The sequence below is a fragment of the Myxococcus eversor genome (genome assembly GCF_010894455.1).
Lineage (GTDB): Bacteria > Myxococcota > Myxococcia > Myxococcales > Myxococcaceae > Myxococcus > Myxococcus eversor.
On the sequence record NZ_JAAIXY010000023.1, the window covers coordinates 125992 to 147902 of the forward strand.

Annotated in this window: 15 protein-coding genes; 6 read left to right on the forward strand and 9 right to left on the reverse strand. The window is 70.9% G+C overall.

The genetic code is table 11. The features are described from left to right. Window positions 1–3 precede the first annotated feature (3 nt). On the forward strand, window positions 4–933 hold the full coding sequence (locus G4D83_RS36225) for a serine/threonine-protein kinase (RefSeq protein WP_163869468.1): 930 nt from the start codon (window positions 4–6) through the stop codon (window positions 931–933). A 10-nt stretch (window positions 934–943) separates the two neighbouring features. On the opposite strand, the gene G4D83_RS36230 is transcribed toward G4D83_RS36225, so the two are convergent. Together G4D83_RS36230 and G4D83_RS36235 are read right to left on the reverse strand one after the other, a co-directional pair. Further along, window positions 944–4840 (reverse strand): AAA family ATPase, encoded by a 3897-nt coding sequence (locus tag G4D83_RS36230; RefSeq protein ID WP_163869469.1) that lies wholly within the window; start codon window positions 4838–4840, stop codon window positions 944–946. After that, window positions 4837–6081: an exonuclease SbcCD subunit D C-terminal domain-containing protein gene (locus G4D83_RS36235; RefSeq protein WP_163869470.1), complete on the reverse strand. Its 1245-nt coding sequence runs from the start codon at window positions 6079–6081 to the stop codon at window positions 4837–4839. The genes G4D83_RS36230 and G4D83_RS36235 overlap by 4 nt, the downstream gene beginning before the upstream one ends. Before the next feature lie 236 nt (window positions 6082–6317). On the opposite strand from G4D83_RS36235, the gene G4D83_RS36240 reads away from it, so the two are divergent. Further along, entirely contained in the window at window positions 6318–6953 is a 636-nt protein-coding gene (locus G4D83_RS36240) for a hypothetical protein (protein WP_163869471.1), read from the forward strand. On the opposite strand, the gene G4D83_RS36245 is transcribed toward G4D83_RS36240, so the two are convergent. The 3 genes from G4D83_RS36245 to G4D83_RS36255 form a co-directional block, all read right to left on the reverse strand. Continuing rightward, complete coding sequence (locus tag G4D83_RS36245; RefSeq protein ID WP_163869472.1) at window positions 6944–9709, reverse strand: PQQ-dependent sugar dehydrogenase; 2766 nt, start codon at window positions 9707–9709, stop codon at window positions 6944–6946. The two genes, G4D83_RS36240 and G4D83_RS36245, sit on opposite strands and share 10 nt — an antisense overlap. 127 nt (window positions 9710–9836) lie before the next feature. Continuing rightward, on the reverse strand, window positions 9837–11720 hold the full coding sequence (locus G4D83_RS36250; RefSeq protein ID WP_163869473.1) for a hypothetical protein: 1884 nt from the start codon (window positions 11718–11720) through the stop codon (window positions 9837–9839). A gap of 9 nt (window positions 11721–11729) precedes the next feature. Next, window positions 11730–12455 (reverse strand): lysophospholipid acyltransferase family protein, encoded by a 726-nt coding sequence (locus G4D83_RS36255; protein ID WP_163869474.1) that lies wholly within the window; start codon window positions 12453–12455, stop codon window positions 11730–11732. A gap of 372 nt (window positions 12456–12827) precedes the next feature. Between G4D83_RS36255 and zwf the strand changes: the two genes are divergently transcribed. Genes zwf through gndA form a run of 3 tightly spaced genes read left to right on the forward strand, consistent with a single transcriptional unit; the run spans window position 12828 to window position 16496 of the window. Continuing rightward, window positions 12828–14369 carry a glucose-6-phosphate dehydrogenase gene (zwf, locus tag G4D83_RS36260; RefSeq protein WP_163869475.1) on the forward strand — a complete coding sequence of 514 codons (1542 nt, stop codon included), beginning with the start codon at window positions 12828–12830 and terminating at the stop codon, window positions 14367–14369. Further along, complete coding sequence (gene pgl, locus G4D83_RS36265) at window positions 14366–15037, forward strand: 6-phosphogluconolactonase (protein ID WP_163869476.1); 672 nt, start codon at window positions 14366–14368, stop codon at window positions 15035–15037. Before zwf ends, pgl begins: the two co-directional genes overlap by 4 nt. Before the next feature lie 22 nt (window positions 15038–15059). After that, entirely contained in the window at window positions 15060–16496 is a 1437-nt protein-coding gene (gene gndA / locus G4D83_RS36270; protein ID WP_163869477.1) for an NADP-dependent phosphogluconate dehydrogenase, read from the forward strand. A 34-nt stretch (window positions 16497–16530) separates the two neighbouring features. Here gndA and G4D83_RS36275 read toward each other — a convergent pair whose 3' ends face one another. The 4 genes from G4D83_RS36275 to G4D83_RS36290 form a co-directional block, all read right to left on the reverse strand. Continuing rightward, window positions 16531–18177, reverse strand: a complete 1647-nt coding sequence (locus tag G4D83_RS36275) for an acetate--CoA ligase (protein ID WP_205522801.1) — start codon at window positions 18175–18177, stop codon at window positions 16531–16533. A 237-nt stretch (window positions 18178–18414) separates the two neighbouring features. Then, window positions 18415–19845: a zf-HC2 domain-containing protein gene (locus G4D83_RS36280; RefSeq protein WP_163869479.1), complete on the reverse strand. Its 1431-nt coding sequence runs from the start codon at window positions 19843–19845 to the stop codon at window positions 18415–18417. Beyond that, a complete protein-coding gene (locus G4D83_RS36285) occupies window positions 19842–20399 on the reverse strand; it encodes an RNA polymerase sigma factor (protein ID WP_163869480.1) in 558 nt (185 codons plus the stop codon). Before G4D83_RS36285 ends, G4D83_RS36280 begins: the two co-directional genes overlap by 4 nt. A gap of 174 nt (window positions 20400–20573) precedes the next feature. Continuing rightward, window positions 20574–20750: a hypothetical protein gene (locus G4D83_RS36290; protein WP_163869481.1), complete on the reverse strand. Its 177-nt coding sequence runs from the start codon at window positions 20748–20750 to the stop codon at window positions 20574–20576. 127 nt (window positions 20751–20877) lie between these two features. On the opposite strand from G4D83_RS36290, the gene G4D83_RS36295 reads away from it, so the two are divergent. Further along, window positions 20878–21909 carry a cupin-like domain-containing protein gene (locus G4D83_RS36295; protein WP_240357021.1) on the forward strand — a complete coding sequence of 344 codons (1032 nt, stop codon included), beginning with the start codon at window positions 20878–20880 and terminating at the stop codon, window positions 21907–21909. Window positions 21910–21911: the final 2 nt, after the last annotated feature.

Below are 21911 nucleotides of genomic sequence, written 5' to 3' on the forward strand. Positions count from 1 at the left end.
GTCATGGACGTCGCCGTGGAGACCTGGCCGAGGGACTGTGGCCGTTTCGAGTTGCTGTCCCGCCTGGGGCGCGGCGGCATGGCGGAGGTGTTCCTCGCGCGCGTGAAGGAGGGCCCGAGGGCCGGGGAGCACGTGGCCCTCAAGCGCGTGCGGCCCGAGCGCTCGCACGACGACGAGGCGCATGAGCAGCTCCTGCATGAAGCGGAGCTGGCCCGGTGCCTGCGTCATCCGCACATCGTCGGCTTCGTGGAGTACGGCGAGCTGGCCGACGGGGGCTACCTCGCGTTGGAGCTGGTGGAGGGGCCTGATTTGGGACGGGTGCTGGCGCAATGCCGGCGGCGGCGCATCGAGCTGCCCATCGACATCTCCGTGCTCATCGTCCGGCAGGTGCTGGAGGGCCTGGCGCATGCGCACAAGGCCACGAGCACCACGGGCCGCCCGCTGGGCGTCGTGCACTGTGACGTGTCGCCGCACAACGTGCTGCTGTCGCGCACCGGTGAGGTGAAGCTGGCGGACTTCGGCGTGGCGCGCTCGCGGGCGGGGATTGCGCTGGATGCGCGGCGCCTGGGCAAGCAGCACTACCGCTCGCCGGAGCTGCTGGCGGGCGAGGTGTCCGTGGCGGTGGACCTGTGGGCCACCGCGGTGCTGCTGTACGAGCTGCTGTCGCTGGAGTCCCCCTTCCCTTCCGGTCCTGGCGAGGAGGTGGAGTCCGCCATCCGCCATGGCCGGGTGAAGCCGGTGCGGATGCAGGTCCCCGAGGTGTCGGACGCGCTCGCGCTGGTGCTGGACCGCGCGCTGGCGCCTCACCCCTCGCAGCGCTTCGGCTCGGCGGAGCAGTTCGCGCGAGCCCTCGCGGCGCTCTCGGATGACCGCGTGGCCACCCCACTGGCCGTGGCCGCCGTGGTGCGCGGGTTGATGGGCACGGGAGTGTGAGGCTCGGACCTCACGCGAGCTGCTGAACCGCGACGTAGGGCAGGCCCAGGTCTCCCTCCACCACCAGCCGGCTGCGGCCACCGCCCTGCTTCACCACGCGCACCTGCACGCCGATGCGCTCCGCCAGCCCTGAGACGTGGGAGATGATGCCCACCTGGCGCCCCGTGGCCTGGAGCGCGTCCAGCGTGGCCAGCGCCACCTCCAGCGTCTCCGGGTCCAACGTCCCGAAGCCCTCGTCGATGAAGAGCGTCTCCACCTGCGTGGTCTCCGAGGACAGCGAGGCCAGCCCCAACGCGAGCGCCAGGGACACCAGGAAGCTCTCGCCTCCGGACAGGCTGGCCACGCCCCGCACCTCGTCGCCCATGTCCCCGTCCACCACCTGGAGGTCCAGGTCATGCCCGGGCACTCGCATCAGCCGGTAGCGCCGCGCCAGCTCTTGCAAGTGCGCGTTGGCGTGCAGCAACAGCGCGTCCAGCGTGAGGCTCTGGGCGAAGACCTTGAAGCGCTTTCCATCGTGCGAGCCGATGAGTTCACCCAGTGCCTTCCACACCTCGCCCGCGCGCCTGCGCTCGGCGATGGCCTGCGCCTCGGTGCCGTGACGGGCTCGGGCCGAGTCGTCCGCTTCCAGTCGCGCACGCAGCATCGCCTCCGCTCGCCTCCGGACCTCCACGTCTCCGCGCAGGCGCTCCCGGGCGGCGGTTGCTTCCTCCTCTGAGAGGCGCGGCGGTCCGCTCGCCTCGTGGCCCGTGCGCCGCTCGCGACGCTCGTCGTGCACCGCGCGCGCCTGGGCCTGGGCCTCGCGCAGCACGGCCAGCGCCCGCGCCTCCGCCTCGCACCATGCGGCATCATTCGCCAGCAACGCCTTCACCGCGTCCAGGGAGACACCCCGGGCCACCAGCCGTTGCTCCAGTTCCTTGTGCGCCAGCTCCAGGGCCTCTTGCGCCCGAGCGAGGTCGCGCGCCGCGTCCTCCGCGCGGGCCAGGGCCACGCCTTCCGCCTGCCGAGCCGCTTCGGCCGACGCTCGCGCCTTTTCGTAGGCCGCCAGCGCCGTGTCCAGCTTCGCTCGCAGTTCCGCGCGGACCTCCTCCGTGGGCCGACCCTCCAGCAGCGCGGCGCGAGCCCCAGCCGCCTCATCCCGGGCCTGCTCCTTGAGCACGGCTTGCGCGGCGTCCTCCTCGGCGCGACGGGCACTCACCTCCAGCAAGCCCTGGGCGCGTGCGCGGTGTCGCTGCTCTTCGTCCTCGCGTGCCTTCGCCTTCTGGACGATGTCCTCGCGCTCCTTCCACATGGAGACGCGCTTGCCGCACTTCTGCCGGAAGTCCGCGGGAGCGGCCTCCAGCTTGGCCTCCCATCCCGCGTCCGCGGCGAAGATGGGAGACACGTCCGCGAGGACCTGCCGCACCGTCGCGTCCGCCGCCTCCATCCGAGCCAGGGCCTCCTTCAGCGCACTTTCCGCGCGCGTGAAGGACTCCTCCGCGCGCCGGAGCGCTTCGGTGGCCACCTCTCGTCGGGTGCGCTGTGCCTCCAGCGCCGCACGCGCCTCGCGCGCCATCCGAGCCAGCCCCTCGGCGGCCTCCTCTTCGGACTTCAACGCGGACAGCTTCGCCTGGACGTCAGCGACCATCGCCTCCAGCCAGGTGCCCGCCTCCGGTGCCGAGCCCGCTTCGGGCACTGTGTCGCGTGCACCGGCACTTCGCGGGCTCACCCCTTCGCCACTCGGTGACGCGGCATCCCGCGCGCCCACGGCGCCCACCCGAGCAGTCCCATCATCAGGGGACGCCGAACCATGCTCTCCGGAGGCTCGCGCCCGTCGCCACTGCTCGCGCCCACGCGCCCATGCGTCGCGGTGCTCCGTGCAGCGAGCCGCCGCGCCCTCGCGCCGAGACTCCGCCTGCGTGACTCGCGCTCTCGCCGCCGCCTGCCTCGCGCTCGCGTCCACTTCTTCTCGCGAGCACTCGTTCCGCTCGGACTCCAGCGTCTCCACCCGCGCGGTGGACTCCGCCACCAGCCCCGCCAGGGCGGGCACCTCGTGCCGATACGGATGCTCCGTGGCACCACACAGCGGACACGCCTCGCCCTCGCGCAGCAGCGCCCGCTGCGCCGCGTGGCCCTGCGTCGCCTGCGCCACGGACAGCGCACGACGCGCCTCCTTCAAGGCCGCTTCACGCTCCACCCGCCGCATCCCCGCGTCTCGCACCGCTCCTGACGCGGACTCCGATTCCTCCTGGGCCGCCGCCGCCTCGCGCGCGGCATCTCGCGCCTCCGCCCCGCCCGCACACAGCCCCTGCCGGGCCGACTCCAGCGCGCGCAGCGTCTCCTGCCTCGCGAGCAGCGACTCCCGCTGCACCCGCCGCTCCACGCCCGTCCCCTCGCCCAGCGAAGTCTCCGCATGCGCCGCCGCCGCCTGCGCACGCGCCTCGGCCTCCGCCACCGAGTCCCGCTCCTGACGCCTCAGGCGCTCCGCGTCCCGCAGCAGGTCCACGTCCCCGCGCAGCTTCTCCACGGTCGCCCGCGCTGTCCGTCCCTCGCCCAGCGCCGCCTCGTAGCGCTCCAGCTCGCGCTGCCAGCGCGGCCACTCCCTCGCCAGCGCCTCCCAGTGGGCCTTCTCGGACAACCAGACCCGAGCCCCCTCACCCGCCACCCGCGCGGCCTCCTCGCGGACCACGACCTCCTCCAACGCCGCCCGGGCCTTCGCCGCCTCTGCCTCCGACACCCGCGCCCGGCCCCGCGCCTCCTCCGCCTCGCGCGCGGCCGTCGCACTCCGCGCGTCCAGCTCCGCCGCCGCTTCCAACGCAGGCGCCGCCACCTCCAGCGCCGACCGCGCCTCCCCTCGACCGTCCTCCGCCACCCGCAACGCCCCCGACAACCCGGCCGTCCGAGCCTTCGCCTCCTCCACCTCCGCGCCGCGAGTCCGACGCGCGGCGTCCACTTCCTCCCACCGCCGCCGCGCCGCCTCCGCCGCCGTCACCGGCCCTCGGAATGACTCCGCCGCGCGGACCTCCTCCAGCTTCTTCGCCCGAGGCGCCGCCGCCGTCAGGGCCTCCGTCGCTTTCGCCTCCCGCGCCTCCGCCTCTCCCTGCGCGACCACCAGCGCCGCCCGCTCCGCATGCCACGCCGCCGCGCCCTCCGCCTCCCCCAGCCGCGCCTCCACTTCCTCGCGCGCCCGGGCCTCCTCGACGAGCCGCCCCTCCGCCGCGCCGCGCTCCCCCGCCTCCATCAGCGAAATCGCCGCCAGCCCCTGCTCGCGGCGCGTCAGCTCCTCCTGCTCACCCTTGTTCTTCTCGTGGGCGGCCATGGACAGCCGGCTGTACACCTCCGTGCCCGTCATCCGCTCCAGCAGCTCCGCGCGCTCGTTCGCATCCGCCTTCAGGAAGGCCGCGAACTCGCCCTGCGCCAGCAACGCCGAGCGCCGGAACTGGTCGAACGACAGCCCCAGCCGCTCCTGGATGGCCGAGAGCACCTCGCCCTTGGTGCGGCCAAACTGCTGTCCCGTGGCCACCTCCGTGAGCGTCATCTCCTGCGGCCGGAAGCGCCCCTCCGCGCGACTGCGCGCCCGCCACACGGACCAGCGCGCCCGGTAGCGCTTCCCATCCTTCCCCTGGAAGTCCACCTCCGCGAAGCCCTCGCCCGCGCCTCGCCGCAGCATCCCGCGCACGTCGTACGCGGACAGCCGCGCCTCCTCCTCCTCGTCCGCGCGCCCTACCGGCACACCCCCGCGCCCACCCAGCCTCGGCGTCCGGTCGAACAGCGCCAGACACAGCGCATCCAACAGCGTGCTCTTGCCCGCGCCCGTCGCGCCCGTAATCGCGAACAGCCCCAGCCTGTCGAGCGGCGGCCTGTCCAGCTCCAGCGCGAAGTTCCCCGCGAAGCTCGTCAGGTTGTTGCCACGAATGCAGAGGACCTTCATGACGCGTCCTCCTGAACCTGCGTCAACAGCGTGTGGAACGCCTCCAGCAACACCTCGGAGGGCGGCTCCTCATAGTCCCGCGCATACCGCGCCCGGAAGACGTCCTCGGGCGTGCGCTCTCGCAGCGACAACCCCGGGCTCACCTCCGCCAGCGCGCCTCCCGTGCCCGTGTACGCGGGCGTCAGCTTCACCAGTCGCGCCGCGCGTCCCTCCAATGCCTTCTCCACCTTCTGCCGCAGCGACGGCTCCGGACGGGGCAGCGACACGCAGACCTCCAGATACGGCCGCCGCCACTCCTCCGCGTCCGCCTCCAGCGCCGGCAGCGCCTCCAGCAACGCCAGCACCTCCTCCAGCGTCGCGGCGTCCCGCGCCGGCACGCGCACCATCTCCGCGCGACGCGGCACCGGAAGCGACTGCACGCCCTCCAGCACGTCCCCCTTCAAGTCCACCAGCAACACCTGGTGCCGATACCCCGCCTCCGACAACGACAACGGCAGGGGCGAGCCGCTGTAGCGCACGCCCTCGCGCCCACCCACGCGCTGCGCCTTGTGCAGGTGCCCGAGCGCCGCGTACGCGACGTCGTCCGAGAACAACTCCACGGGCAGCGCATGCTGGTTGCCGCCAAGAATCTTCCGCTCGCTGAGCACCGACAGCTCCGAGCCCGTCATGTAGCAGTGGCCCATGGCCACCAGCGCCTGCCCCGGCTGACGACGGTGCCTCGCGGCCTGCAGCACCTCCGAGTACACCGCGCGCACGCCCTCCACCAACCGGTCCCCCGCGTCCTCCGCCACCGGCGGCAGGTCCGACGGCCGCAGGTAGGGCACCGCCGCCACCCACGCCCCCACGCGCCCCTTCGCGTCGTGCACCGGCACCAGCAGTCGCTCCAGGTTCAGCGCGCCCCGCTCACGCGGCAGCCCGCCCACCACCTTCACGCCCAGCGCCGCGAACAGCGGGTCTGGCGCATCCAGCCGCGCGGCCGAGTCGTGATTGCCACCGATGACGACCACGTCCAGCCGGGGCAACCGCCGCCGGGCCTTCGCGACGAACTGGTACCAGGCCGCCTGGGCCTCCGCGCTGGGGTTGGAGGTGTCGAAGATGTCGCCGGCCACCAGCAGCGCGTCCACCGCCTGGGCCTCCAGCGTGTCCAGCAGCCACTCCAGGAACGCGCCGTGCTCCGCCTCCCGCGAGACGTCGTACAGCGTGTGTCCCAGGTGCCAGTCCGACGTGTGCAGCAAGCGCATCCCGCGTTCACCCTCCCTCACCCCACGGCACTCAGGCCGCCCGGCAGCCTCCTCCGGGGAAGCCGCCTGCTCCAAGCGCCGGGCGCCTGCTCCCTTACACGCTCCCTCTGACATATGGGCAAGCACCTGGAATTTCGCGGCTTTGCACCCCCACCCTGCCCCACGCGTCCTGAGGGCCCGGTGAACCCCAGAAGGTGACTGGCCGCGCCCGCCCCCTCGGGGAGATGCTTGCCTCCATGGAATCCGCCCTCTTCCCCGTGCTCGCGCTCCTGGGCACGGCGCTCTTCGCCGTGCTCGTCCTCGCCCTCGCCGCCAGGGACAAGCGTCGGCAGCGCAAGGCGTGGCTCGTCTTCGCGACGCGGCGAGGCTGGAGCTTCACCAGCTCCAAGGACTTCATGGAGGTGCAGGGGCTCCACCAGGACCGGCAGCTCTCCCTGCTCACCGAGGTCCGCGGCCGAGGCCAGGGCACGTACCATGTGATGGTGCTGCGCCTGGACGTGAGCGACCTGGTGCCCCAGGAGCTCCATCTAGAGACCGAGGGACTGGGCAACAAGTTCCTGAAGCTGTTCGGCGCGCGCGACGAGGAGCTGGGTGACGTGGCGCTGGACTCCGCGCTCGACTTGAAGGGCCTGTCGCCGGAGTCGCACGCCCTGCTCACCAAGCCCCAGGTGGGCGAACACCTGCTGCGCGCCCATCGTCACTATCAGCGCTTCTCCATCGTCGCCGGACTGCTGGAGGCGGAGCACCGGGGCGTCCCCCAGTCCACCGAGACGCTGGAGACCCACATCGCTCCGGCGCTCGCCCTGGCCGACACCCTGATTCAGGCGGCCGGGCGAGCACCGGTGCTCAAGGCACGCGTCCGTCAGTCCTGACGACGACGGCGGCGCGACATCGCCAGCGCGGCCAGGGCCACCCACGCGAGCGGGCCCACCGGCGCCGCGCCGCAGCCGCAGCCGTCATCCTCCCCAGGCGACTGGAGGATGGGACCGGCGTCGGGCCGCGCACCCGCGTCGGGCTGTGCACCCGCGTCTGGCTCCGAGCCTGCGTCCGGCTCCGAGCCCGCATCCGGAGGCCCCTGCGGCACCAGCGTGCAGTCGCCATCACCGACGCACACCTTCACCTCGACCTCGTTCCGGTTCCCCGCGGTGTCCACCACCGCGAACTTCACCAGATGGCCACCGGGTGCCAGGTCCGTCGTGTCCCAGCGGTTGTGCTCGCCGCCGAAGTGGAAGTGGTTGTCCGTGCGCTCGTCGACGTAGCGCTGCTCTCCGTCGACGAAGAACTCCGCGCGCGTGCAGCCGGAGTCGTCGATGCAGTCGCCGTAGAACTCCGCGGACGCACCCGACACGCGCTCCTCCGCCGTGGGCCGCGTGAGGACCGCGACCGGTGCCTCGTCCGCCTTCACGGTGATGGAGAAGGTCTGCGTCGCGGCCGGGGACACGGTGTTGACCACGCGCACCACCACTTCCACCGTCATGGCCGTGGTGGGCGTCCAGGAGATGAGGCCCGTGGCCGCGTCGATGGACATGCCCGGCGGCGAGGTGGTGAGCGAGTACGTGGGCGCCGGCCGGCCCTGCGCTTCCACGTCGTAGCGGTACGGGTTGCCCACCACCGCGGTGGTCAGGGCCGTGGAGGTGATGACGGGCGCCAGGTCCTGCTGGTCCGCCTCGGTCACCGTGACAGCGCGCGAATCCAGGCCCGTCGCGGACACGGTGAAGGTGGCGACACCGTCCGCGTTGTCCGCGTCCGAGGCGGCGCTCAGCGTGACGGTCTGCGGCGTGTTCCAGTTGGCCGGAGTGAAGGTGAGCGAGGCACCGGACTGCACGGAGAGGTCCGTGTCGCCCGCGGTACGCGCCACCGTGACTGTCACGTTGCTCGCCGGCGCGCGGTTGAGTGACACGTCGAACGTCGCCGTCTCACCCTCGGTGACGCGCACGTTGCTCGACGAGAGCACGAGCTGCGCGGAGTTGTCCTCGATGGTGGTCGCGAGCACCGACTCGGAGGTCAGCCCGCTCGACGCCACGGTGAAGGTGGCCGTGTCCACGACCGCGTCCGCATCCTCCAGCGCCTCAATCGTCACGACGCGGGGAACGCTCCAGTCCTGCGGCGTGAAGGTGAACGTGGAGACACCGGACAGGCGCAGGTCGGTGCTGCCGCCCGCCGCCCGGAAGGCGTCCACGACGACCGGAGCCGAGGGAGCCTCCGCCAGCCGCACGGTGAAGGTGGCCCGGCCCCCCTCCACGACGCGAGGATAGAGCCCGGACACCACCAGGCGCTGTCCGGGGGCGGTGGGCACGATGCGGCGCAGGCGTCCGTTGGAGACGCCGATGGTGTACAGCGCCCCGTCCGGTCCCACCGTCGCGTCGACATACGAGCTGAAGCTCGTCCCCCACAGGTCCACCTTCGCCACGGTGTTGTCCTCCGCCAGCGTGACGCGCATGAAGTTGGCGGAGTTGTAGTCGCCGAAGAAGTAGTTGCCGCGGTACTCGGCCGGGAAGAGCGTGGAGTCGTAGAAGACGCCACCGTTCATGCAGCCCCCCAGCTCCTGCGTCTTCGCGGTGCCACCGCCACTGCTGACATCGGGCAGGCCCGTCTGCGTCAGGGTGAAGGTCGTCGCGCTGGGGGTGCTGGCGACATAGAAGTCTCCGTTGAAGGACGCGTCCGCGACACCTTCGATGGTGAGCTTCTCGCCCTTGCGGAAGCCGTGGGTGCCCGTGGTGGTGAAGGTGGCGACGCCGCCCGCGCGCACGGCTCCCGTCCCGGTGAGGGTGCGCGTGTCCAGGTTGTTGGTGCGGTACTTGATGACGGGGGTGATGTAGTCGTTTCCGGCCGGCTGGTTGTTCTCGTAGTCGTTGTAGCCGGCGTGGTTGCGCCGGTTCACGACGAAGGTCTGCTCGTAGCCGGTGCCCACCACGTTGACCCAGAGCAGGCCGGTGCTCGGCTGGAAGGTCAGGGTGAACGGGTTGCGGAAGCCGCGCGCCCAGACGTACTCGTTGTTCGGCCCCACGCCGTCGTTGAACGGGTTGTCGTTGGCGGGCGTGCCGTTGCGGTTGGCCCGGTTCACCTTCGCCGCCATCGACGTGAGGTCCGCATCCACGCCGGTGCCGTTCCCCAGGTCACCAATGGAGAAGTACAGCTTGCCGTCCGGCCCGAAGCCGATACCGCCGCCATCGTGGTTCTCTCCGCGCGTGGGCAGCCCGGAGACAATCACCGTGCGCGCCGTGCCCGTGCCGTTGGAGTCCGTGTAGCGGACAATCTGCTGCTGCGTGGCGGAGACGGTGACGAAGACGTAGACGTAGCGGTTGACGATGTAGTTCGGGTCGAACGCGATGCCGATGACGCCGCACTCGCTGTTGGTGTGGACGGCCGGCTCTGTCGCGAACAGGCTCGTCACCAGCGTGGTGCCGCCCGGCGTCGTCGTCTGCGGCAGGCCGTTCGCCGTCGAGACCACCCGGATGGCCCCCGACTTGATGGTGATGAACAAGCGCCCGGAACCATCGGGGGCCCACGCCATGCTCGTGGCCTGGTTCAGGTCATTCGACTGAAAGAGCGTCTCGGTGAAGCCCGTCGGTACAGCGGCCCAGGCGGGCGCGGCCAGCAACAGCAGCAGAGTCAAGAGTTGGCGCATGGCCCGGAAGATACAGCACGGAGCACGGGCGCCCCGTCCTTCAGTTGGCCGCGCCGCGCGAGCTCGCACCCTCACTAGTTTCTTCCAGCGAGGCCGTGGCCTTCGCCCCCCGGTGGCGTCGCGCCACCTACCAGTCGGCGCGAGTGACGCGGTACATGACGGCGGAGCTGAGGGGGCAATCGAAGAGATGCTCGAAGGCCTGCCCCCGCGCGCGCAGCAGGCGCTCCGCGGGGCTCCCCCGACGCACGCTCACCCAGCGCGGCCGGAGGGCGCGGAGCTTGTCGAGGTACATGCCGTCATCGCCCTCGTGGTTGACGTACTCGACGCGGTTGCGCAGGTCCTCCGTCCAGTACTCGCCCAGGAAGGACGTCGCGCTGTCGTAGGCGACCACGTCACCGGGGCGCAGCTCCTGCTCGCGCAGGCGCATCGCGTCCAGCGGCCACAGCCAGCCAATCTGCAGACGAATCCTGTCTTCGTCCCGCACGTCCGGCGAGGCGCGCGGGCCCACCGTCGGCAGCACGCGATAGCCCACCGAGGCCTTCGCGAAGGACGCCACGCAGAGGAACGCCGCGAGGGCGGACAGCGGCGCCTGGAGATAGCGCGTGCCCACCTGCCGGTGCAGCACGGCGAATGCGACCAGCCCCGCGGCGGGAAGCGCCAGCGTGAAGCGCCCCCACCACGCGGCGGGCACCAGCACCGCCAGGCCCGCGAGCAGCGACAGCGACAACCTGAACCAGCGCTCGCGACTGAAGAGGGCGGAGGCGCTCACCCACAGCAGCGCGGGCAGGAGCAGATACGGAAAGAGCCAGCCAAAAGCGCGCTCGCGCACGTCGGGCCAGTACATCCCCTCTCTCGCGCTCCAGTTGTCCACCATGCGCTCGAACGCTCCGGGCGCGCCGAAGAAGGCGGGCGGGCCGGCGATTTCATCCGCGCCGATGGTGCCCACGAGCTCCCGGCCCAGCACCCGCATCCGCGCGGGCCAGAACGGATTGCCGGTGCGCGCCGCGTTCTCCACGTACGTGGGCGCGCCCAGCCAGAGCAGCAGCGACACCGCGAGCCCCGCCTGCCCCAGCGTCCGCCACCGCGCGCCCTTCGCGCGCCACAGCACGAGCCCCCCGCGCACGAGCAGCAGCGGCGACAGCAGCGCGAGGTGGAACAGGCCCGTCACCTTGGTGCCCGCGTACAGGCCCAGCGCCAGCAGCGTCAGCGTGCGCGCGACGGGGCTCCAGTCCTTCTCGGTGAGGAAATAGAAGGCGGTGATGAACAGCGCGCCCGCCACCACGTCCGCGTGCGAGGTGTGGAGCTGGAGGAACACCGCCGGCAGGGCGAGCCACATCGCGCCCAGCGACGCGGCCAGCGCGGGGCTCGCGCTCGCACGGCGACAGAGCGCGGCCACCGCGAGCGCTCCCAACAGGCCGAAGGGAACCTGCGACAGGTCATCCAGGCGCGTGTGCCGGGGCAGCAGCACGTTCCAGACGGAGAGCAGCTCGGTGAGCTCGGGGTAGCCGTTGACGTACCAGACGGAGGTGTCCACCCAGGCGATGCTGCCCGTCTGCACCGCGTAGTTCGTCTTGGGGACGTGGTACCAGACGACGTCCCAGGCCCAGTTGGGGAAGGACCAGGCGATGACACTGGAGAGCATGAGCGCGCACGCCGCGGGCAACAGCGCCCAGGCGGCCAGCTCCTGGCGCCGATGGATGTCTCGCAGGAGCCGCACGGGAGCGCCTACGTCCGCGCGCAGCCGGGCGAGCAGTTGCGCGACGCCGACGCGCGACACAGCCACCGCGAGCATGGCGCCGTGGAGCACGAGCCCCGCGACAGCGAGCTGCACGCGGCCCAACTGCCCCAGCAGGCCCAGTCCCTGGACACAGGTGAGGATGCTCGCGGCACCGAAGAGGAGCGCGGCCATCCAGCGCTCCAGCGTGGAGCGCTCACGCAAAAGCGCGGCGGACAGCGCCCAGGCGGCGACCACCGCCAGCCACGTCTCCAAGGTCCAGAGCAGCCAGCCCATGCGCGTGACTCAGCGGCCCACGGCGAGGGTGCGCTCGTACAGCGTGCGCACCCGCTCCGCCAGCTCTCCCGCGTCCTGTCCCAGCGACTCCGGTGGCAGGGCCGGAAGCACGCGCACGCGCATGGACGCCCGCGCGTTCATCCACGGGCCGTCTCCGTCGAGCAGTTGCGTCGTGCCCTCCACGACGATGGGCACCACCGGCACATGCTCCTCCAGCGCGAGCTGGAAGGCGCCACGCTTGAAGGGCAGCCGCTGGCCACCGGTGGCATAGGTGCCCTCCGGGAAGATGAGGACAGGCATGCCCCGGCGCAGCCACTTGCGGCACGGGTCCAGCAGTTGGTGCAGGGCGCTGGACGAGCCCCGGACGATGGGCACGTAGGCCAGCAGCGTCATCATCCAGCCCACCAGCGGCAGGTTGAACAGCGACGCCTTCGCCACGAACTTGTACGGGTGGTTCAGCCCCATGACGGCGAGGATGTCCATGGCGGACTGGTGGTTGACCACGATGACGCACGGGCCTTTGGGCAGGTGCTCCTTGCCCTCGAAGCGCGTGCGCCAGCCCGGGGACAGGTGCAGCCACAGCCAATGGCACCAGCCACACACCAGCCAGTGCAACATCCGGCGGTCCCGGTCGAAGGGACAGGTGACCAGCAGCAGCAGCGCGCCCAGCGTGAAGAGCACGGGCGCGGTGAGCAGGAAGACGACCCAGAACCAGACGGTGACGAGGTACTTCATCGAGGAGGGCCGGAAGGCTCGAGGCGATAGGTCATCATCGGACACCGGACATAGCGTGCCGGGAGGGGGCGATACAGCCACCACCGCCCGGGCACGCGCGAGACGCCTGCCCGGAGGGCGGGCGTCTCAGGGCAACAGGATACCCCGAATCGCCTCCTTCGAGGCATCGAAGCAAGCCTCCCAGGCCACCACGGATGGAAGGCCGATGACCCGTGCGACCTCCGAGGCCCGCCGTTAGAGCAGGCCCCCGGGGCGCGCTTTCGGACGCTCCAGACGTCACGCGCACATCACTGCACGCACTCTGGCTTGCCGCGAGGCGACTGGAGCGGCGTAAGGTGCCCCCCCACGAAGTCACTCCGAGGAGGCAACGGAATGGACGCGCAGGGCCTGCACATCGAGACGCACCCCCGAGAGGGAGACCCGCTGCTGCGCGCCACGCGCCCGGACCCGTGCACGGTGGTGCTCTTCGGCGCGACGGGAGACCTGGCGCAGCGCAAGCTGTTCCCGGCGCTCTTCGAGCTGGCGCGCGCCAACCTCCTGCCGGACCACTTCTCCGTCGTCGCCTTCAGTCGCTCGCAGCTCGACGACGAAGCCTTCCGCGACCACGTGAAGGAGGGGCTGAAGAAGTTCGCGCGCACCCAGCCGCTCGACGAGGCGACGTGGCAGAAGTTCGCCCCGCGCCTGGAGGGCATCTCCGGCGGCTATGACGACCCGGCCGCCTTCAAGCGCCTGCGCGAGCGGCTGGAGCAGGTCGCCCAGCGCCAGGGCACCGAGGGCAACCAGCTCTACTACCTGGCCACCCCCGCCTCCACCTTCCCCCAGATTCTGCACAGCCTGGCCGGCGCCGGACTGGTCAAGCGCGAGGAGCACCCCCTCCAGAAGCCCTGGCAGCGGCTGGTCATCGAGAAGCCCTTCGGCCATGACTTGGAGAGCGCGCGCGCGCTGAACCGCGAGCTGGCGGCGGTGCTGGACGAGAAGCAGATCTTCCGCATCGACCACTACCTGGGCAAGGAGACCGTCCAGAACATCCTGGTCTTCCGCTTCGCCAACGCCATCTTCGAGCCGCTGTGGAACCGCAACCACATCGACCATGTGGAAATCACGGCGGCGGAGTCCATTGGCGTGGAGGGCCGCGGCGGCTTCTACGACGAGACGGGCGTCATCCGGGACATGGTGCAGAACCACCTGCTCCAGGTGCTCGCGCTGTGCGCCATGGAGCCGCCGGTGTCCTTCGGCGCGGAGGACATCCGCGACGAGAAGAACAAGGTGTTCCGCGCGCTGCGCCCCGTGGAGGGCAAGGAGGTGGCGCGCTCCGTGGTGGCCGGCCAGTACGAGGGCTACCTCAAGGAGAAGGGCGTGAAGCCCGACTCGCGCACGCCCACGTACGTGGCCATGAAGCTCAGCGTGGACTCGTGGCGCTGGGAGGGCGTGCCCTTCTACCTGCGCGCGGGCAAGGGCCTGAAGAAGCGGATGACGGAGGTGTCCATCCACTTCAAGTCGGTGCCCATCGGCCTGTTCTCCGGCGAGGGCGCCACCTGCCAGCGGCTGCAGCCCAACGTGCTCACGGTGCGCATCCAACCCCAGGAGGGCATCGCCCTCTCCTTCGAGTCCAAGGTGCCCGGCGAGGACGTCAACATCGCGGGCGTCACCATGGACTTCAACTACGAGGAGAGCTTCCAGAAGCCGGTGCCGGAGGCGTACGAGCGGCTGCTCCTGGACTGCATGCGCGGCAACGCCACCCTCTTCGCGCGGCAGGACAGCGTGGAGCAGGCGTGGGCCTATGTGACGCCCATCCTCCAGGCCCTGGAGTCCGGCGAGGGCGGCACGGTGCACTCCTACGCGGTCGGCAGCACCGGCCCCCAGGCCGCCTCCGCGCTGCTCGCCCGCGACGGGCGACGGTGGACGCAGCTATGAACTCGCTGCCTCCCCGCGTCCTCCCGCCGGAGAACCTGGCCCGCGCCGCCGCCGAGTGGATGGCGCGCTCGCTCCAGATGTCGCTGGCGATGAACCGGCGGGTGAGCCTGGCCGTGTCGGGCGGAGGCACGCCGGGGCCCGCGTACCGGGAGCTGTCGCGCCTGGTGCTGCCGTGGGAACGGGTGGACCTGTACTTCGTGGACGAGCGCTTCGTTCCGCCGGATGACGCGGACAGCAACTACCGCATGGTGGAGGAGACGCTGATTGCGCCGCTGCGGCTGTCGCCCTCGCAGGTGTTCCGCATGGAGGGCGAGCGCGGGGACCGCGAAGTCGCAGCGCGCGAGTACGAGGCGCGCCTGCCGCCGATGCTGAACGTGGTGTTGCTGGGGATGGGAGAGGACGGGCATACGGCCAGCCTCTTCCCCGGCCACCCGGCGCTGGAGGAGAAGAGCCGGCGCGTGCTGTCCGTGGTGGGCCCCAAGCCGCCGCCCTGGCGGATGACGCTCACGATGCCGACGCTCCTGTCAGCGAGCGCGGTGCTGATGCTGGTGGCGGGCGCGGGCAAGCGGGAGACGGTGCACCGGGCGCTCGCGGGAGACCTGGCGCTCCCGGCGGCCCGGGTGACGAATGCGCAGTGGATGTTGGACTCCGCCGCCGCGGGACGGTGAGCGGGCCATCTTCGGAGGAATCATGAGTGCGGCAGCGAGCGCCCAGACGGGCGCGCAGTTCGGCGTGGCGGGAATGGGCGTCATGGGCGCGGCCCTGGCCCTGAACATCGCGGACCACGGCTTCCGGGTGACCGCCTGGGACCGGCATCCGGAGCGCATCGACGAGATGCACAAGAAGTACGGGCATCCGGAGATAAAGGGCACCGCGTCCCTGGAGGAGTTCGTGTCGCGGCTGGAGCGCCCCCGGCGCATCCTGCTGATGATTACGGCGGGCGCGCCGGTGGACCAGATGATGGAGCGGCTGTTCCCGCTCCTGTCGCCGGGCGACGTCATCATGGACGCGGGCAACTCCTGGTTCCAGGACACGCGGCGGCGCGAGGAGCTCTGCAAGACGAAGGGCTTCCACTTCCTCGGCGTCGGCGTGTCCGGCGGCGAGGAGGGCGCGCGGCACGGCCCGTCCATCATGCCCGGCGGCCCGACGGAGGCGTATGCGCTGGTGAAGCCGGTGCTGGAGGCCATCGCCGCGCGCACGGACGAGGGCCTGTGTGTCACCCACGTGGGGCCGGACGGCGCGGGCCACTTCGTGAAGATGGTGCACAACGGCATCGAGTACGCGGACATGCAACTGCTCGCGGAGACGTACGACGTGCTGCGCCGGGGCCTGGGCCTGTCGGCGGAGGGCGTGGCGGACCTCTTCTCGCAATGGAACAAGGGCATCGCCGAGTCCTTCCTCCTGGAGACCAGCATCAAGGTGCTGCGCAAGAAGGACGCGGAGACGGGCAGGCCGCTGGTGGACCTGGTGCTGGACAAGGCCGGGCAGAAGGGCACGGGCAAGTGGACGGTGCAGGTGGCGCTGGATTTGGGCGTGCCGATTCCCTCCATCGCCTCCGCGCTGGATGCGCGCAACCTGTCCTCGATGAAGGACCAGCGCGTGGCGGCGAGCCAGAAGCTCAAGGGCCCCTCGGAGGCGCTGTCCGCCGAGGAGAAGGCGCAACTGGGCGCGTGGGCCCATGACGCGCTCTACGCGGCGCGCGTGGTGACGTACGCGCAGGGCATGCGCCTCATCCAGACGGCGTCGGAGGAGTACAAGTGGAACGTCTCCCTGGCGGAGATGGCGCGCATCTGGCGGGGCGGCTGCATCATCCGCGCGAAGCTGCTCACCCCGCTGCGCGAGGCCTTCACGCGCCAGCCGGAGCTGCCCAACCTCCTCGTGTCGGACGCCTTCGCGCCGGTGCTGGAGAAGATGGCGCCGTCGTGGCGCAAGCTGGTGGGCACGGCGACGAAGCTGGGCATCCCCATCCCCGTGTTCAGCTCGTCGCTGGCGTACATGGACAGCTACCGCAGCGCGGAGCTGCCGCAGAACCTCACCCAGGCCCAGCGTGACGACTTCGGCGCGCACACGTACCAGCGCCGGGACAAGCCCGACGCCGGCTTCGTGCACTCGGACTGGAGCAGCTAGCCAGGCGTTGAAACCGGGAGCCGGGGTGACGTCCTCACCCCGGCTTCGGCGGCGTGGCGCGCAGCTCCGCGCGGCGAATCTTGCCGCTCACCGTCTTGGGCAGCTCGGTGACGAACTCCACCTCGCGCGGGTACTTGTACGGCGCCGTGGTGCGCTTCACGTGCTCCTGGAGTTCCTTCGCCAGTTCCTGTGACGGAGTGAAGCCCGGGGCCAGCACCACGTAGGCCCTCACACGCTGGCCAATCTTGTCGTCCGGCACGCCAATCACCGCCGACTCCGCCACCGCCGAGTGCTCCAGCAGCGCGGACTCCACCTCGAACGGCCCCACGCGGTAGCCGGACGTCTTGATGACGTCGTCCGCGCGGCCCACGAACCAGAAGTAGCCCTCCGCGTCCCGCACCGCCCTGTCCCCGGTGACGTACCAGTCGCCCCGGCGGCAGGCCGCGTTGGCCGCGTCATCGCCCAGGTACTCCTGGAACAGCCCCACCGGCCGCTCCGGCGCCACCCGCACCGCGATGTCGCCCTCCTGGCCGTCCTTCACCTCCTGGCCCGTGTCGTCGATGACGCCCACGGTGAAGCCCGGGGACGGCTTGCCCATGGAACCCACGCGCGGCGCCACCGAGGGGAACATGCCCACCACCACCACCGTCTCCGTCTGGCCGTAGCCCTCGCGGATGTGCAGCCCCGTAGCCGCCTTCCACGAGTCGATGACCTCTGGATTCAGCGGCTCGCCCGCGCTCACCGTGTGGCGCAGCTCCGTCAGGTCCACGGCCTGGAGGTCCTGAAGCACCAGCGCGCGCCACGCGGTGGGCGGCGCGCAGAAGGTGGTGACGCGCTGGGACTCCAGCACCTCGAGAATCTTCGCCGCGTCGAAGCGGCCCCGGAAGTCGTAGACGACGTTGCACGCGCCCTGGCTCCACGGCCCGAAGAGCTTGCCCCAGGCGCACTTGGCCCAGCCCGTGTCGCTCAGCGTCAGGTGCCGGTCCTCCGGCGTCAAATCCAGCCAGTAGCGCCCGGTAATCACGTGGCCCAGGCCGTAGCTGGCGTGCGTGTGCAGCACCATCTTCGGCATCCCGGTGGTGCCGGACGTGAAGTAGATGAGCAGCGGGTCCTCTGCCCGCGTGGGCGAGAAGACCTGGCCATGCGCGCCGGTGCCCAGCGTGCCCGCCTCGTAGGAGACCCACGGCGCGGGCGCGCCCTTGCCCACCGCGACCCAGGTCTCCACGCGGCCCGTGCCCGCGAGTCCCTCGAAGCGGTCCAGGCAGCTCATGTCCGCGATGACCGCGTTGGCGTCCGCCGCCACCAGCCGGTAGCGGATGTCCTTGACGGTGAGCATGGGCGTGCCGGGCATGAAGACGATGCCCGCGCGGATGCAGCCCAGCACCATGAACCACCACTCGGGGACGCGGGGCATGATGATGAAGACGCGGTCGCCCTTCTTCAGCCCCAGGCCCGTGAGGAACTGCGCGGCATGAATGGAGCGCTGCCGCACGCCCTGCCACGTGAAGCGCTGCTCGCGGCCGGACTCGTCGGACCACAGGAGCGCCAGCGACTCCGGGCGCTCGGCGGCGTGCCGGTCCACCACGTCGGTGGCGAAGTTGAAGTGCTCGGGCCGCTCCCATCGGAAGTCCCGGTGGGTGGCCGCGTAGTCGCTCATGTTGCGGGGCGCGAACTCTGGCATGCGGGCGAGCCTGCCACGCAGGATGCGCCCGTGCGCGACACGAGCCCGCGTTCGCACGGTGGACAACAGCGCGGCAGCCAGATGGGCGGCGCGCGGCGGGCATCCCTCCAGGAGTGACCTCCACGCCAGCACCGCGCGGTGCCCCAGGCCCGGAGTGACGACTCCCTCCAAAATGCGAAGGGGCCGGCCCTGATGGACCGACCCCCTGACGGCTTCAGGCTCCGAAGAAGCGACTGCTCAGTTCAGCTCCATGCACGGGACGATGTTGCCCAGCCCGTTGCACGTCAGCATCGCGTCCATCAACTGCTTCTCAGCCAGCGCCGTGTGGCCGGCGGCCAGCTCGCGGCGGATGCCCTCGCGCTCGGCCAGCAGGTGCAGCCACGGGTCCGGCGTGCCCTCGGCGAAGCCGCGCAACGCGCTCAGCGCCGTGGCATCCACCACCGCGCTCCCCGTGTGCACCAGCGCCCCGAAGTAGATGTCCCGCTCCCCCGAGCGACGCAGCGACTCCAGGAGCGCCGTGGCGTCCTTCTTCGTCTCGCGCTCCCTCAGGAGCCCCGCATATCCCTGCGCCAGCGGCGCCCTCGCGGCGAAGTCCTTCGTCGCCACCTGCCGCACATACTCCTGCAGCACCGAGCCCCCACCCAGCGTGTCCAACTCCTTCGCCAGCGGCAACAGCGCCTCCACGTCTTCCTTCGAAGTCACGGTGCGGACCGCCTCGTACAGCGCCGCGCGAGCCACCACCGGCCGCTGCGCGAGCTGCTTCACGTCCCAGGGCGCGTCCCCCGTCAGCGTCAGCCACGCATCCGTGACTTGCCGCCGCCACCGCACGCGCTCCTCCGCCAGTTGCGTGCGCAGCTCGGCGGCCATCCGGCGGGCCTCCGCGCTCCAGCCCTCTTCACCCAGCGAAGCCACCGTGTCGAACGACGCAGCCGCGCGGTCCAGCAAGTCCCGCTCGCGCAACACCAGCGCGCGGTTCCACAGCGCCTGCGCATGATTCGGATTCTGCCGCAGCGCGCTCGTCAAGAGGCCCAGGGCCTCCTCGTACCGCTGCCGGCTCAGCGCGACGACGGCCTGGTCGTTCGCCTTGTCCGCGGACTCCGGCTCCCGGCCGAGGAACGCCTCCGCCTGCTGCCAGTCACCGCGCAGCGCATACGCCGCGGCGATTCCCCTGAAGTCGTGCCGCTCCTCCAGCTCCGCCAGCGGACGCAGCGGCAACATCTCCGTCGCCTGGCTGGTGCCGCGCATCGGGCTGTAGGGGAGGAAGCGGTCCGCCTTCGGGTGGCTCAACCGCGCCTCGAAGGTGCGGGAGTCCGCGCTCGAAAGCCATACCTCGCCCGGAATCTCCACCGGGGCCTGAAAGCGGATGAACACCGTCGCCAGGCCCGCCGCCATCGCCAGCGGCAGCGCCGTGCGGTAGACCTTCTGGAGCCTGGCCCGCAGCGGCACCACCTTCGCGGTCACCGGCTCCACCACGTCCGGCGACTCGGCCACGGGCGCCGCGCCCCCCAGCGCCCTCGCGGCCAGCAGCTCCAGTTGCAGCAAGTCCCTCAGTCCCGACTCACACTCCGCGCACCGCGTCAGGTGCTGGCGAAAGGCCTCCGCCTCCGTGGCGGACAGCTCTCCGTCCACGAAGAGGTGCAGTCGGTTGTTGGTGCATGGCGTCGTCATGAGCTCGTTGCCCCCCGCTCCCGGGCCACCGCTACCTGTGGCAGCAGCAAGTCCTTCAGGTCCCTGCGCGCCAGGGTGAGCCAACTGCCCACCGTGCCCACGGGAACGTTGAAATGCTCGGCGATGGCGTTGTAGCGCTTGCCCTCGGCGTGCAGCCGGTAGGCGTCGCGCAGGTGCGGCTTCAGCCGCTCCACCGCTTTCTGGAACTCCTCGGTGCTGACCAGCTCCCAGTTCTCCTGGGCCTCCCCCTGCGCCACCCCCTCCTGCACCAGGGCAAGGTGTGGCATCCCCCGCGACTCCGTACGCTGCCTGCGGCAAAAATCCAGGAAGCGGTTGGTCATCGTCGTGCACAACCACGCCGCCGCCGCCGCGTCCGTCCGGTCCTTCAACGCCTCGAATTCGTTCATCGCCCGCTCGAAGGTCTCCTGGACCAGGTCCTCCGCCTCCAGGCTCGAACGGGCGGACAACCGGCGCGCCAGACCCAGCAGGCTGGGCCGGTGCTGTCGGATGAACGCCTCGTAGCGCCTCCGCTCCCGGTTGAAGAGATTTGCCATGTTGTCCTACATGCTCGCGCGGCAGGTTTCCCAGTCAAAGACGCGAAGGCGCCCGTTCCTTGAGAAAAAAGTGCAAGGACACCGACAAGCAAATGCCCGGAGGGGGGTCATTCCCGTCCGGGCATGGATCTCCAGGGGTGGGGTGCGGGCCCCGCCGCTGGTGAGGGAAGCGGCCTAGCGAGGCTCCGGAGCGGAGGCCAGGGCGGGGGTGGACGGCATCGGCAGAGGCTTGCGCTGGCGCTGAACCCCCACCTCGGTGGCGCAGTCCACGTAGTTGTTCTTCACGTGGGCGTCCGCGGCACTCGACTCGACGACTTGGACACTCGGGGACTGCTTGGAACCGGGCGTCATGCGCTCGCTCCTCGTGCTGGGATACAGGCAGCACGTACAAGTTGCTGGTGGATGAAACTTTGAAGCTGTCGCCGTCCTTAACATGCTCCGCTGCGTTTCCGTGAGAGGGCGGGGGGTGGTTTGAGTCATGAAATCCAAGGATTTCTCAATGAGCGCGGATGCGTCCCGGTTGGCTTTGGAATGGCAGGTCTGGCTGGTGGAGAACCTCGCGCTGGGGGTGACGCGGGAGGAGGCGTGTCGCGCATTGATGGGCGTGGGCGTGGGTGAAGACGTGGCGAGGGAAGAGGTGGCGCGCGTGGAGGCGCACCCGTTCTTCCAGGCGTGTCAGCGGTTGGGGCGGCGCTACGGTTGGCTGGAGTCCGTGATGGATGTCTACAGCACGCTGCACCGGCAGTCGGGCGGGCATGCGGGGCTGGAGCGGCGGGAGGGGTTGAGCGCCGACGAGTTCTTCACGCGCTACTACTTCGGGCACCGGCCGGTGGTGCTGACGGGGTTGATGAAGGACTGGCCCGCGCTGGAGCGCTGGACGCTGCCGTACCTGGCGGAGCGCGCGGGGGACGCGGAGGTGGAGGTGATGACGCGGCGGGAGTCGAACCCGGACCACGCGCCCGAGCCGGAGAAGCACCGCGAGACGATGCGCTTTTCCGACTACGTGCACCGCGTGGCGACGGGCGGCGCGACGAACGACTACTACATGGTGCCGCGCAACGAGAACTGGCAGCGCGACGGCCTCAAGCCGCTGCGCGACGACGTGCGCGCGCCCCAGGGCATCATCGACGCGCAGCTGCGGCCGGACATGATGACGCTGTTGTTGGGCCCGGCGGGCACCGTCACCCCGCTGCACCACGACAACATGAACGTGCTGCTGGCGCAGGTGATGGGGCGCAAGCACATCAAGCTCATCCCCTCCTTCCAGCGGCACCTGATGTACCCGCGCTACGGGACGTTCAGCCACGTGGACGCGGCTCATCCGGACGGCGAGCGCTACCCGCTGTACTCGGAGGCGCACGTGGTGGAGGCCGTGCTGGAGCCCGGGGAGCTGGTGTTCATCCCCGTGGGCTGGTGGCACTGGGTGCACGCGCTCGACGTGAGCGCGTCCGTCACGTTCCACCACTTCCTCGTGCCCCAGGGGAACACGTACCTGCCCACGCCCCTCTGAAA